The sequence below is a fragment of the Cedecea neteri genome, from assembly GCF_000757825.1.
Taxonomy (GTDB): domain Bacteria; phylum Pseudomonadota; class Gammaproteobacteria; order Enterobacterales; family Enterobacteriaceae; genus Cedecea; species Cedecea selenatireducens.
This window is the reverse complement of the sequence record NZ_CP009451.1, coordinates 3,000,933-3,013,373: the sequence shown is the minus strand read 5'-3', so window position 1 is coordinate 3,013,373 and position 12,441 is coordinate 3,000,933. Positions and strand designations below refer to the sequence as shown.

General features: G+C 55.7%; 12 protein-coding genes. 7 read left to right on the top strand and 5 right to left on the bottom strand.

What is annotated here, in order from left to right:
* Nucleotides 1-48 precede the first annotated feature (48 nt).
* Nucleotides 49-1,953 (top strand): ABC transporter ATP-binding protein, encoded by a 1,905-nt coding sequence (locus JT31_RS13840; RefSeq protein WP_038478170.1) that lies wholly within the window; start codon nucleotides 49-51, stop codon nucleotides 1,951-1,953.
* A 41-nt stretch (nucleotides 1,954-1,994) separates the two neighbouring features.
* Here the strand turns inward: JT31_RS13840 and JT31_RS13835 are convergent, their stop codons facing one another.
* Complete coding sequence (locus tag JT31_RS13835; protein ID WP_038478167.1) at nucleotides 1,995-2,597, bottom strand: LysE family translocator; 603 nt, start codon at nucleotides 2,595-2,597, stop codon at nucleotides 1,995-1,997.
* A gap of 60 nt (nucleotides 2,598-2,657) precedes the next feature.
* On the opposite strand from JT31_RS13835, the gene JT31_RS13830 reads away from it, so the two are divergent.
* The 3 genes from JT31_RS13830 (at nucleotide 2,658) to JT31_RS13820 (ending at nucleotide 4,854) form a co-directional block, all read left to right on the top strand.
* A complete protein-coding gene (locus JT31_RS13830; protein WP_052049001.1) occupies nucleotides 2,658-3,674 on the top strand; it encodes a hydrolase in 1,017 nt (338 codons plus the stop codon).
* A gap of 1 nt (nucleotide 3,675) precedes the next feature.
* Entirely contained in the window at nucleotides 3,676-3,894 is a 219-nt protein-coding gene (locus tag JT31_RS13825; protein WP_038478164.1) for a YheU family protein, read from the top strand.
* A gap of 90 nt (nucleotides 3,895-3,984) precedes the next feature.
* The gene (locus JT31_RS13820) at nucleotides 3,985-4,854 is read left to right on the top strand and encodes a phosphoribulokinase (protein ID WP_038478162.1); all 870 of its coding nucleotides are present in this window, start codon (nucleotides 3,985-3,987) and stop codon (nucleotides 4,852-4,854) included.
* A 37-nt stretch (nucleotides 4,855-4,891) separates the two neighbouring features.
* Here JT31_RS13820 and JT31_RS13815 read toward each other — a convergent pair whose 3' ends face one another.
* Complete coding sequence (locus tag JT31_RS13815; protein ID WP_038478159.1) at nucleotides 4,892-5,296, bottom strand: OsmC family protein; 405 nt, start codon at nucleotides 5,294-5,296, stop codon at nucleotides 4,892-4,894.
* A 313-nt stretch (nucleotides 5,297-5,609) separates the two neighbouring features.
* Here JT31_RS13815 and crp point away from each other — a divergent pair, with 313 nt between their 5' ends.
* Both crp and JT31_RS13805 read left to right on the top strand, forming a co-directional pair.
* On the top strand, nucleotides 5,610-6,242 hold the full coding sequence (gene crp / locus JT31_RS13810) for a cAMP-activated global transcriptional regulator CRP (RefSeq protein WP_003852956.1): 633 nt from the start codon (nucleotides 5,610-5,612) through the stop codon (nucleotides 6,240-6,242).
* Nucleotides 6,243-6,303: 61 nt separating this feature from the next.
* Nucleotides 6,304-8,388 carry a YccS/YhfK family putative transporter gene (locus JT31_RS13805; RefSeq protein ID WP_038478153.1) on the top strand — a complete coding sequence of 695 codons (2,085 nt, stop codon included), beginning with the start codon at nucleotides 6,304-6,306 and terminating at the stop codon, nucleotides 8,386-8,388.
* 2 nt (nucleotides 8,389-8,390) lie between these two features.
* On the opposite strand, the gene argD is transcribed toward JT31_RS13805, so the two are convergent.
* The 3 genes from argD to ppiA form a co-directional block, all read right to left on the bottom strand.
* Entirely contained in the window at nucleotides 8,391-9,611 is a 1,221-nt protein-coding gene (gene argD / locus JT31_RS13800; protein WP_038478148.1) for a bifunctional acetylornithine/succinyldiaminopimelate transaminase, read from the bottom strand.
* Between the two features lie 89 nt (nucleotides 9,612-9,700).
* Nucleotides 9,701-10,264: an aminodeoxychorismate synthase component 2 gene (pabA, locus tag JT31_RS13795; RefSeq protein ID WP_038478146.1), complete on the bottom strand. Its 564-nt coding sequence runs from the start codon at nucleotides 10,262-10,264 to the stop codon at nucleotides 9,701-9,703.
* Between the two features lie 124 nt (nucleotides 10,265-10,388).
* Nucleotides 10,389-10,961, bottom strand: a complete 573-nt coding sequence (gene ppiA / locus JT31_RS13790) for a peptidylprolyl isomerase A (RefSeq protein ID WP_038478143.1) — start codon at nucleotides 10,959-10,961, stop codon at nucleotides 10,389-10,391.
* Between the two features lie 280 nt (nucleotides 10,962-11,241).
* On the opposite strand from ppiA, the gene tsgA reads away from it, so the two are divergent.
* On the top strand, nucleotides 11,242-12,426 hold the full coding sequence (gene tsgA / locus JT31_RS13785) for an MFS transporter TsgA (RefSeq protein ID WP_038478140.1): 1,185 nt from the start codon (nucleotides 11,242-11,244) through the stop codon (nucleotides 12,424-12,426).
* Nucleotides 12,427-12,441: the final 15 nt, after the last annotated feature.

The following is a 12,441-nucleotide window of genomic DNA, read 5'->3' as shown; positions in this document are numbered from 1 at the left end:
TAACGAATTACAATGACAATTTAACATACTCTGAACATACGGCGCTTTATGATTGTTTTCTCCTCGTTACAAATTCGTCGCGGCACCCGCGTTCTGCTGGATAACGCCACCGCCACTATCAACCCCGGGCAAAAAGTCGGCTTGGTGGGTAAAAACGGCTGTGGAAAATCCACGCTGCTGGCGCTGCTGAAAAACGAGATAAGCGCCGACGGCGGCAGCGCAAGCTTCCCCGGCAACTGGCAGCTTGCCTGGGTTAATCAGGAAACTCCCGCGCTGGCCATGCCAGCCATAGAGTATGTCATCGATGGCGATCGTGAATTCCGTAAGCTGGAAGCCGAACTGAACGCGGCAAACGAACGCAACGACGGCCACGCCATTGCGCTGGTTCACGGCAAACTGGATGCGGTAGATGCCTGGACCATTCGTTCCCGCGCTTCCAGCCTGCTGCACGGCCTGGGCTTTAGCAATGAACAGCTGGAACGTTCGGTAAGCGATTTCTCGGGCGGCTGGCGCATGCGTCTTAACCTCGCTCAGGCGCTGATTTGCCGTTCCGACCTTTTACTGCTTGATGAACCAACTAACCACCTCGATTTGGACGCGGTCATCTGGCTGGAACGCTGGCTGAAAAGCTACCAGGGCACGCTGATCCTTATCTCTCACGACCGCGACTTCCTCGATCCGGTGGTCGATAAAATTATCCACATCGAACAGGAAAATATGTTCGAGTACACCGGCAACTACTCTTCGTTCGAGATCCAGCGCGCGACTCGCCTGTCTCAGCAACAGTCGATGTTTGAGAGCCAGCAGCAAAAAGTGGCCCACCTGCAAAGCTTTATCGACCGCTTCAAGGCCAAAGCCTCTAAAGCCAAGCAGGCGCAAAGCCGCGTGAAGATGCTGGAACGCATGGAGCTGATTGCCCCGGCGCACGTCGATAATCCGTTCCACTTCAGCTTCCGGGCGCCAGAAAACCTGCCCAACCCGCTGCTGCGGATGGAAAAAGTTAGCGCAGGCTACGGCGAGCGGGTGATCCTGAACTCCATCAAACTGAACCTGGTTCCCGGCTCGCGTATTGGCCTGCTGGGCCGAAACGGGGCGGGTAAATCCACCTTAATCAAGCTGCTGGCCGGTGAACTAGAGCCTCTGCAGGGCGACATTGGCCTCGCCAAAGGCATCAAGCTCGGTTACTTCGCCCAGCATCAGCTGGAATACCTGCGTGCCGACGAATCGCCGCTCCAGCATCTGGCCCGGATTGCTCCCCGCGAGCTGGAACAGCAGCTGCGCGACTACCTGGGCGGCTTTGGTTTCCAGGGCGATAAAGTCACGGAGCAAACGGCACGCTTTTCCGGCGGTGAAAAAGCCAGGCTGGTACTGGCGCTGGTTGTCTGGCAACGCCCTAACCTGCTGCTGCTCGATGAACCGACGAACCACCTTGATCTCGACATGCGCCAGGCGCTGACCGAAGCGTTAATTGACTTCGAAGGGGCGCTGGTTGTGGTCTCGCACGACCGCCACCTGCTGCGCTCCACCACGGACGATCTCTATCTGGTGCACGACGGCAAAGTGGAAGCTTTCGACGGTGACCTTGAAGATTACCAGCAGTGGCTGAGCGACCTGCAAAAGCAGGAAAACCAGCCTGCCGATACCGCGAAGGATAACGCCAACAGCGCGCAGGCCCGTAAGGACCAGAAGCGCCGTGAGGCCGAGCTTCGCACGCAAACCCAGCCGCTGCGTAAGCAAATCACCCAGCTTGAAAAGCAGATGGAAAAGCTGAACGCTCAGCTTGCAGGGGTAGAAGAGAAACTGGCAGACAGCGCTATCTACGAGCAAAGCCGTAAAGCCGAGATGAACGAATGTCTGCAAACGCAGGTAAAAGTGAAGTCGGCGCTGGAAGAGTGTGAGATGGAATGGCTGGACGCTCAGGAACAGCTTGAGCAGATGCTGCAGAGCGACTAAACGCTAAGTTTTCCCTCTCCTCGCGAGGAGAGGGTTTGCCCTCAACGCCAGATAAGCAACACGCAGGCCGCGGTTAACACGCCCATGCTAACGTTGAAAATGGCCCAGGAGCGGCGGCTGCGCAGGAACAGGCCAATCAGGCTGCCAAAGGCTATCCAGATTACGCCGGCCACGATGTTCACCAGCGCAATGCCTACGCTAATCATCGCCACGGAATGCAGATAATCGGCGCCAGCCAGACTGAAGCTTGCCACGGCACCCAGCGCCATCAGCCAGGCTTTAGGGTTTATCACCTGCAGCAGGCCACCCTGCCAGAAAGGTACCGGAGACGGCGGGGCAGCATCCGTTTCCAGCCGCTCGTATTTCGCGGTACCAATTTTCCAGGCCAGCCACAAAAGATAAACGCTACCGGCAATCTTCAGGATAAGGTGCAAAGCCGGATAAAGCAGGATTAAACTCCCGACGCCGAAGGCCACCAGCACCAGAATGCACTGCATCCCGAGCATGATGCCAATCATCAACGGCAGGCTGCGGAAGAAACCGTAATTCGCCCCGGACGCGGTAAGTAGCGTATTATTAGGGCCAGGTGTAATCGCGGCGACCCAGAGAAAGCCCAGCATCGACAGAAAAAGCGTTAAGTCCATGAATTGGGTGCTCCACACCCGAAGAATAATTAGCGAACTAAACGAAACTAACAGTGTGATATGGCCAGTACAAGTCCTTTAGAATTGAATATTCATCATGATGAAGGTGACGATTTCCGCCCGATGCGCGGACTCAGTAATCCGCATCTGCAAACCATGATCCCACGTTTGATTCGCCGCCGAATCAATTTCAAACCTCACTGGCAGCGCCTGGATATGCCGGACGGGGATTTTGTCGATCTTGCGTGGAGCGAAGATCCGCAAACCGCCATGCAAAAACCGCGTCTGGTGGTGTTTCACGGCCTGGAAGGCAGCCTTCACAGTCCCTATGCTCACGGCATGATTGAAGCGGCCAAAAAGCGCGGCTGGTTAGGCGTGGTGATGCATTTTCGCGGCTGTAGCGGCGTGCCAAACCGCAAAGAGCGCATTTATCACTCCGGCGAAACCGAAGACGGCACGTATTTCCTCGACTGGCTAAATCAGCGCTATGGCGAAGTCCCGACCGCTGCGGTTGGTTTTTCGCTGGGCGGGAATATGCTCGCCTGCCTGATGGCAAAACAGGGCGCGGCCTGTACGCTGAAAGCGGGGGTTATCGTCTCCGCACCGTTGATGCTCGAGCAATGTTGCTATCACATGGAACAAGGCTTCTCGCGCGTTTATCAGCACTATCTGCTGAACCTGCTGAAGAAAAATGCCGCCCGCAAGCTGAAGAGCTACCCCGGTTCGCTGCCTATCGACCTGCGTAAACTTAAAAGTCTGCGCCGGATTCGCGAGTTCGACGACCTGATCACCTCAAAAATTCACGGTTTTGCCGACGCGCTGGACTACTACCGCCAGTGCAGCGCCATGCCGCTCTTGCCGGACATTGCCTCGCCGACGCTGATTATTCACGCCAAAGACGATCCGTTTATGGACCACCACGTGATCCCGGACCGCGAAACGCTACCGCCGAATATCCACTATCAGCTCACCACCTATGGCGGCCACGTTGGCTTCGTTGGCGGCACGCCGCTGCGTCCGCAGATGTGGCTTGAGCAGCGCATCCCTGACTGGCTAACCCGCTTCCTGGACCACTGAAATGATCATTCCCTGGCAAGATCTCGCCCCTGAAACGCTCGACAGTTTGATTGAATCTTTTGTATTACGCGAAGGCACCGATTATGGTGAGCAGGAGCGCTCGCTGACGCAAAAAGTCGCCGACGTGAAGCGCCAGCTGCAAAGCGGCGAAGCCGTGCTGGTTTGGTCTGAACTCCATGAAACGGTAAACATTATGCCGCGCGGGCAGTTTCGCGGCTGACCGCTAACCGGCGGGGTGATCTATACTGGCTGAAAAGTATAACAATCAGAAACCAGACCTTTTTCCGATCCTTCATGGAGTTGTCACCCTATGTCAGCCAAACACCCGGTTATTGCGGTCACAGGTTCCAGCGGCGCCGGAACCACCACCACCAGCCTCGCCTTCCGCAAGATTTTCCAGCAGCTCAACCTGCGTGCCGCCGAAGTTGAAGGCGACAGTTTCCATCGCTATACCCGCCCGGAAATGGACATGGCCATCCGCAAGGCGCGCGATGCCGGCCGCCACATCAGCTATTTTGGGCCAGAAGCCAATGACTTCGGATTACTGGAACAAACCTTTATCGAATACGGCCAGAGCGGCAAAGGGCAATCACGTAAATATCTGCATACCTACGATGAAGCCGTGCCGTGGAACCAGGTGCCCGGCACCTTTACGCCGTGGCAGCCGCTGCCGGAGCCAACCGACGTTCTGTTTTATGAAGGCCTGCACGGCGGCGTTGTCACCCCGCAGCACAACGTGGCCGACTGCGTAGATTTGCTGGTTGGCGTGGTGCCTATCGTTAACCTGGAATGGATTCAAAAACTGGTTCGCGACACCGGCGAACGCGGTCATTCGCGGGAGGCGGTGATGGACTCCGTCGTGCGTTCGATGGACGATTACATCAACTTTATTACCCCGCAGTTTTCACGCACCCATATTAACTTCCAGCGCGTCCCAACGGTGGATACCTCTAACCCGTTTGCCGCCCGGGCAATTCCGTCGCTGGACGAAAGCTTCGTGGTTATCCACTTCCGCGGCCTGGACGACATCGACTTCCCTTATCTGCTGGCGATGCTGCAAGGATCTTTTATCTCCCACATCAACACCCTGGTGGTGCCTGGCGGAAAAATGGGGCTGGCGATGGAGCTGATTATGGGGCCGCTGGTGCAGCGACTGGCGGAAGGCAGGAAGATTGCCTGATTCGGCAGAGGCGGCGTGAATGCCGCCTTTTTGACGCTTAAGCTTCGATCACTTCATAGCTGTGGGTAATGTTTGCCGCTTTCCCAAGCATGAGCGCTACCGAGCAATACTTTTCAGCAGAAAGATCGACTGCGCGAGCGACGGCGCTATCCTTCAGCTCTTTTCCGCTAACCACAAAGTGCAGATTAATATGGGTGAACAAACGCGGCGCTTCTTCGCGGCGTTCCGAAGTCAGCTTCACCTCACAGTCCGTCACGTCGTGGCGGCCTTTTTGTAAAATCGACACCACGTCAATGGCGCTACAGCCGCCCGCCGCCATCAGCAGCATTTCCATTGGGCTTGGCGCTTTATCGCCAGAATTACCGTCCATTAGGATCTGGTGGCCAGAAGCGGACTCACCGAGGAAGGTCATGCCTTCCACCCATTTAACACGTGCCTGCATTTTGCCTACTCCAGTTGAGAAAATATTCTTTCAGATTACGCGCCTACGTGAAAACTGGCAACGTAAGGCGATCCAGGTCATGCTGAAACGAGACAAGACAAGACACTTACCAAAAGCTATGCTAAAACAATCCGGATGCTGCTGCTATACAGAGAAGTTTATGCCGTAAGCAGAGGAAACGACTAATTACAGGCCGCAGGAGTGACCTGCCCGCCAGTTCCCAGGGTTTGGGAAAATTTCACGATTGCAACGCCAGACAAGAGGTTCCGAGTCTTGTCTTTGGTAGCCAGTTTATAACAGAGGATAACCGCGCATGGTGCTTGGCAAACCGCAAACAGACCCGACTCTCGAATGGTTCTTGTCTCATTGCCACATTCATAAGTATCCGTCGAAGAGCACGCTGATTCACCAGGGTGAAAAGGCGGAGACGCTGTACTACATCGTCAAAGGCTCCGTAGCTGTTCTGATTAAAGATGAAGAAGGCAAGGAGATGATCCTTTCTTATCTGAATCAGGGTGATTTCATTGGTGAATTAGGTTTGTTCGAAGAAGGCCAGGAGCGTAGCGCCTGGGTTCGCGCCAAGTCAGCCTGTGAAGTAGCTGAAATTTCTTATAAAAAATTCCGCCAGCTGATTCAAGTCAACCCGGACATTCTGATGCGTCTGTCTTCCCAGATGGCGCGTCGCCTGCAGGTGACCTCCGAGAAAGTCGGCAACCTCGCCTTCCTCGACGTGACCGGCCGTATCGCACAGACGCTGCTGAACCTGGCTAAACAGCCGGACGCCATGACCCACCCGGACGGGATGCAGATTAAAATCACCCGCCAGGAAATCGGTCAGATCGTGGGCTGCTCCCGCGAAACCGTTGGCCGTATTCTGAAAATGCTGGAAGACCAGAACCTCATTTCCGCACACGGTAAAACGATTGTCGTTTACGGCACTCGCTAATTAGCCCCATAAAGGCGTGTCGCTTCGGTAACACGCCTTTTTTGTCTCTACAATTCAGGCTATGTGGAAGAGATTAATTTATCACCCGGAAGTTAACTACGCGCTGCGGCAAACCCTGGTGCTGTGTTTACCCGTGGCTATCGGCCTGATTCTCGGCAGCCTGCAAAATGGCCTGCTCTTCTCGTTAGTGCCTGCCTGCTGCAACATTGCCGGGCTGGACACGCCGCATAAACGCTTCTTCAAACGCTTGATCATCGGCGGCAGCCTGTTCGCCGTTAGCAGCCTTATCATGCAGCTGCTGCTGCTTTACACCCACGTCCCGCTGCCTGCGATATTAATCGTCATGGCCCTGCTGCTCGGCGTCACGGCGGAGATAAGCTCGCTGCATGCTCGCCTGCTGCCCGCGTCGCTGATTGCCGCCATTTTTACGCTCAGCATGGCCGGCAACATGCCTATCTGGAAACCGATGGTGCTCTATATCTCCGGCACCATCTGGTACGGCGCGTTTAACTGGTTCTGGTTCAGGCTATGGCGTGAACAGCCGCTCAGAGAGTCGCTCAGCCTGCTGTACCGCCAGCTTGCGGACTACTGCGAAGCAAAGTACAGCCTGCTGACCCAGCATACGGATCCTGAAAAAGCGCTACCGCCGCTGCTGGTACGTCAGCAGAAAGCCGTCGACCTGATAACGACCTGCTACCAGCAGTTGCATATGCTGTCGGCCAATCAGCAAAATGGCTACAAACGCCTGCTACGCGCTTTCCAGGTCGCCCTGGATTTGCAGGAGCACATTTCGGTTAGCCTGCATCAGCCGGAAGAGGTCCAGAAGCTGGTCGAGCAAAGCCATGCCGAGGCGGTGATCCGCTGGAACGCCCGAACCATCGCCGCACGCCTGCGGGTGCTGGCAGACGATATTCTCTACCACCGCTACCCGACGCGCTTTACCATGGACAAGCAGATCGACGCCCTGGAAAAGATCGCCCGCCAAAACCCGGATAACCCGGTCGGGCAGTTCTGCCATTATCACTTCAGCCGCATCGGCCGGGTGCTGAAAACCCAACGCCCGCTGTATGTAAGGGATTTAATGGAAGATCGGGAGCGCCGCCTGCCGTTCTTCCCGGCCCTGAAAAACTATCTCTCCTTCAAGTCATCAGCGCTGCGCAGCTCCGCACGTTTAGGCGTAATGTTGACGATTGCCAGCCTGCTCGGGTCCTTCTTACATCTGCCTAAACCGTATTGGATCCTGATGACCGTGATGTTCGTGACGCAAAACGGCTACGGCGCCACCCGGGTACGTATCGTGCACAGGGCGGCTGGCACCATGGCAGGGCTGTGTATCGCCGGTATCACCCTGCACTTCCACGTCCCGGACAGCTACACCCTGCTGGCGATGCTAATGATTACCCTGGTGAGCTATCTGTTCATTCGCAAAAGCTACGGCTGGGCCACCATCGGCTTTACCGTCACGGCGGTATATACCCTGCAGCTCATTACCCTGAGCGCCGAAAGTTACATCATTCCACGGCTTATCGACACGCTGCTCGGCTGCCTGATTGCCTTTGGCGGCATGATCTGGCTTTGGCCACAGTGGCAAACTGGCCTGCTTCGCCAGAACGCCCACGACGCGCTCGAGGCCGACCAGGATGCGATTCGCCTGATATTGAGCAACGATCCGGAACCTACGCCTCTGGCCTGGCAACGAATGCGGGTCAACCAGGCGCACAACGCGCTCTTCAACTCGCTCAACCAGGCGATGCAGGAGCCCGGATTTAACTCTCATTATCTGGCAGACATGAAGCTCTGGGTGACCCACAGCCAGTTCATCGTCGAGCATATCAACGCCATGACAACTCTGGCGCGCGAGCACAACATGCTCACGCCGGACCTGGCGCAAAAGTACCTGCAGTCTTGTGAAATAGGCTTACAGCGCTGCCAGCAAAGGCTGGAGTATGACGGACCTGGCGGGTCGAACGACGCCAATATTCTGGATGCGGACACGCTGCCCACGGGGCCGTTAAGCACCATGGAGCAGCATTTACAGCGGATTATTGGCCACCTGAACACCATGCATACCATCTCCTCGGTAGCCTGGCGCCAGCGGCCTCAGCATGGGATCTGGCTGAGCCGCCGCCTGCGGCGCTCGGGTTAAGATTAGCCAGCCACCACGCGGGCAACGGCTTTAGCAAAGCGCTGCATTCCTTCCAGGATATCCGCGTCTTCAACGATAAGCGAAGGCGCAAAACGCATGACGTCCGGGCCGGCATTCAGCACCATCACGCCTTCAGCCGCTCCCGCATAGAGAAACTCACGGGCACGTCCCTTGTACTTCTCGTTCAGTTCTACGCCAATCAACAGCCCCATGCCGCGAATATCGCTAAACAGATCGAACTGGTCGTTAATCTTCTGCAACTGTTCAACGAACAGTTGGCGCTTCACCGCCACGCCTAGCAGAACTTCTGGCGTATTGATGATATCGAAAGCCGCACCGGCCACCGCACATGCCAGCGGGTTACCGCCATAGGTTGAACCGTGGCTGCCCACGTGGAACGCGGAGGCAATCTCATGGGTGGTCAGCATCGCGCTCACCGGGAAACCGCCGCCGAGGGCTTTGGCGCTGGTCAAAATATCCGGGGTGACGCCGTAGTTGATATAAGCGAATAATTCGCCGGTGCGGCCCATCCCGGACTGGACTTCATCAAACACCAGCAGCGCCTGGTGCTCATCACACAAATCACGCAGCCCCTGGAGGAACTCCGGCGTCGCAGCGGTCACGCCGCCTTCACCCTGAATCGGCTCAACAACTACCGCACAGGTATGGTCATCCATCACCGCTTTCACCGCCGCAAGGTCGTTGTATGGCACGTGGATAATGTCGGCCGGTTTGGGGCCAAAGCCGTCGGAGTATTTAGCCTGCCCGCCTACGGAAACGGTGAACAGCGAGCGGCCGTGGAACGCATTGTAGAAGGCGATGATTTTGCTTTTGTACGGGCTGTGACGGGTCGAAGCATAGTAGCGGGCCAGTTTGAAAGCCGTTTCGTTTGCTTCCGTGCCGGAATTCATGAAGACGACGCGTTCGGCAAAGGTGGCGTCGATCAGCTTACGGGCAAGCTTCAGGGCTGGCTCATTGGTAAAAACGTTGCTGGTATGCCACAGGGTTTCGCCCTGGGCCTTCAGCGCCTCAACGAGCGCAGGATGGCAATGCCCCAGCGCGGTCACGGCGATGCCTCCGGCAAAGTCCACGTACTCTTTCCCGGCGGAGTCCCACACGCGGCTGCCCTTTCCTTTAACTGGAATAAACTCTGCCGGTGCATAAATCGGCAGAATCACTTCGTCGAAGGTTGCCCGCGTAACCGCTGATTGTTCAGTTGCCATTTATTCCCCACCCGTTTTTATGCGTTAGACATGAATGAAAATATAATCACGAAATATGCATAAAAAACCAAAACCAGGCAAGCAACAATTCACCGCTTCAGGAAATTCGCCAGCAGCGCATGCCCCTGCTCGCTGAGAATGCTTTCCGGGTGGAACTGCACGCCTTCAAGATCAAGCGAGCGGTGGCGGATCCCCATGATTTCCTGCTTATCCGTCCAGGCAGTGACTTCAAAACTGTCGGGCAAGGTGGCAGGGTCGATGAGCAGCGAGTGGTAGCGAGTCACGGTCAGCGGATTATTCAGCCCGCGAAATACGCCGCTGCCGTTGTGGCTGATAGCGGAGGTTTTGCCGTGCATCACCTGTTCTGCCCGCACAATGGTGGCGCCAAACGCCTGGGCAATGGCCTGATGCCCCAGGCAAACGCCCAAAACAGGAAGCTGTCCGGCGAAGTGATTAATCGCGGTAAGGGAGATGCCCGCCTCGGTCGGCGTGCAGGGGCCTGGAGAAATCACCAGTTTCTCCGGGGCCAGACGCTCGATGTCGTCCAGCCCAATTTCGTCATTACGCTTAACCAGCACTTCCTCACCCAGTTCGCAAAAATACTGGTAGAGGTTCCAGGTGAAGGAATCATAGTTGTCGATAAGCAGTAACATGGCGGCTCCAGGGCAAAAAAAGAACGCGTTATTCTAGCCGCTTTCCCTGGCCTGGCTCACCACTTATTGAAATTCTCTGCTTCAGGAGAGGGTTGCGCGGGCGACAGGACCCGCGCCGGAAATCTTAAGGCAGAACCTTCGCGGAAAGGATCACGATAGGTTTTGACGGCACATTCTGGTACGGGCCGACGTCATGGCTTGGTGCCTGGGAGATTTTATCGGCAACGTCCAGGCCTTTGACCACTTTACCAAATACCGCGTACCCGAAGTCGCGCTGGCCGTGGTCCAGGAATGCGTTGTCGGCCACGTTGATAAAGAACTGGCTGGTGGCGCTGTCTTTATCGGCGGTGCGCGCCATAGAAATCGTGCCGCGGGTATTGCGCAGGCCGTTGTCCGCTTCGTTTTTGATCGGCGGGTTAGGCTGCTTCTGGTTCATATCTTCGGTGAAGCCACCGCCCTGAATCATGAAGCCCGGGATCACACGGTGAAAGGTGGTGTTGTTATAAAAACCGCTATTAACGTAATCCACGAAGTTTTTGACCGAAACAGGCGCTTTTTGGCTATTTAACTCAAGCTCAATATTGCCAGCCGAGGTGGTCAACAGGACGTGCGGGTCGCCTTTTGCAGCCAGCGCCGCAGGGGAAAGCGCAGAAAGGGCGAATACAGCTGCAACAGCCGCCAGTGTCGATTTGAGCATGAATAATTCCTTACGAAGGCAGTGAGTGAAGCAAGTTGCTTGATTGTAAAGAGGCACCGCAGTCGACGCCAGCCATTTACTGTTATTTACTTTTACACAAATCAACGAGTTGCAGCGTCAGCGCGCTGAAATAGGTTGAAATATGTGACGCACTTCATGATTCAATTAGTTTATTTCAGCAATAAATTCATAATTCATTTAAATAGATCACGCAAATGACTAAAATCTGCCCGTCCGCCGCGCTGTCAATGCGCTTTACACTTCCTTGCACAGGCTCGTTATGACTAACAGCAACCGAACCAAGCTTTTATGGATTAGCTTCTTCTCCTACGCCCTGACCGGGGCGTTGGTGATCGTCACCGGGATGGTGATGGGAAACATCGCAGAGTACTTCAATCTGCCGGTGTCCAGCATGAGTAACACGTTTACTTTCCTTAATGCCGGTATTTTGATCTCTATCTTCCTGAACGCCTGGCTGATGGAAATCGTACCGCTGAAAACCCAGCTGCGCTTTGGCTTCCTGCTGATGGTGCTGGCCGTTGCCGGCCTGATCTTCGGTCATAACCTGGCTATCTTCTCGGCCTCGATGTTCGTGCTGGGGCTGGTGAGCGGGATAACCATGTCGATTGGTACCTTCCTGATCACCCATATGTATGAAGGGCGTCAGCGCGGTTCTCGCCTGCTGTTTACCGACTCCTTCTTCAGCATGGCCGGGATGATTTTCCCGATGGTCGCCGCAATCCTGCTGGCCCGTAGCATCAACTGGTACTGGGTCTACGTCTGTATCGGTCTGGTCTACGTGGCTATCTTCCTGCTGACTCTGGGCTGTGAGTTCCCGGCGCTGGGCAAGCATGCGAAGAAAGACGAGCAACCTGTTGCCAAAGAAAAATGGGGCATCGGCGTGCTGTTCCTCTCCGTCGCGGCGCTATGCTACATCCTCGGCCAGCTGGGCTTTATCTCCTGGGTACCGGAATACGCCAAAGGCCTCGGCATGAGCATCAACGATGCCGGTAAGCTGGTCAGCGACTTCTGGATGTCTTACATGTTCGGCATGTGGGCCTTCAGCTTTATCCTGCGTTTCTTCGATCTGCAGCGCATCCTGACCGTGCTGGCCGGGGCAGCCACCGTGCTGATGTACCTGTTCAACCACGGCGATCCGGCTCACCTGGCGTGGTTTATTCTGGCGCTCGGTTTCTTCTCCAGCGCGATTTACACCACCATCATTACCCTGGGTTCACAGCAGACCAAAGTGTCTTCGCCGAAACTGGTTAACTTTGTGCTGACCTGCGGCACCGTGGGTACCATGCTGACCTTTATCGTTACCGGCCCTATCGTGGCTCACAGCGGCCCTCTGGCTGCTCTGCATACCGCGAATGGCCTGTATGCTGTGGTGTTCGTCATGTGCCTGGTGCTTGGTTTCGTAACCAAACACCGTCGTCATGGCGCAGAAGCTGCGGCACACTAATCGCCCTGCGATTTG

Excerpts from the sequence above, each read along its gene's own strand:
- ppiA (WP_038478143.1), bottom strand. The coding sequence starts at position 10,961 with ATGCTCAAATCGACACTGGCGGCTGTTGCAGCTGTATTCGCCCTTTCT.
- argD (WP_038478148.1), bottom strand. The coding sequence starts at position 9,611 with ATGGCAACTGAACAATCAGCGGTTACGCGGGCAACCTTCGACGAAGTG.
- JT31_RS13805 (WP_038478153.1), top strand. The coding sequence starts at position 6,304 with ATGTGGAAGAGATTAATTTATCACCCGGAAGTTAACTACGCGCTGCGG.
- JT31_RS13840 (WP_038478170.1), top strand. The coding sequence starts at position 49 with ATGATTGTTTTCTCCTCGTTACAAATTCGTCGCGGCACCCGCGTTCTG.
- JT31_RS13815 (WP_038478159.1), bottom strand. The coding sequence starts at position 5,296 with ATGCAGGCACGTGTTAAATGGGTGGAAGGCATGACCTTCCTCGGTGAG.
- tsgA (WP_038478140.1), top strand. The coding sequence starts at position 11,242 with ATGACTAACAGCAACCGAACCAAGCTTTTATGGATTAGCTTCTTCTCC.
- JT31_RS13825 (WP_038478164.1), top strand. The coding sequence starts at position 3,676 with ATGATCATTCCCTGGCAAGATCTCGCCCCTGAAACGCTCGACAGTTTG.
- JT31_RS13820 (WP_038478162.1), top strand. The coding sequence starts at position 3,985 with ATGTCAGCCAAACACCCGGTTATTGCGGTCACAGGTTCCAGCGGCGCC.
- crp (WP_003852956.1), top strand. The coding sequence starts at position 5,610 with ATGGTGCTTGGCAAACCGCAAACAGACCCGACTCTCGAATGGTTCTTG.
- JT31_RS13830 (WP_052049001.1), top strand. The coding sequence starts at position 2,658 with ATGGCCAGTACAAGTCCTTTAGAATTGAATATTCATCATGATGAAGGT.
- pabA (WP_038478146.1), bottom strand. The coding sequence starts at position 10,264 with ATGTTACTGCTTATCGACAACTATGATTCCTTCACCTGGAACCTCTAC.
- JT31_RS13835 (WP_038478167.1), bottom strand. The coding sequence starts at position 2,597 with ATGGACTTAACGCTTTTTCTGTCGATGCTGGGCTTTCTCTGGGTCGCC.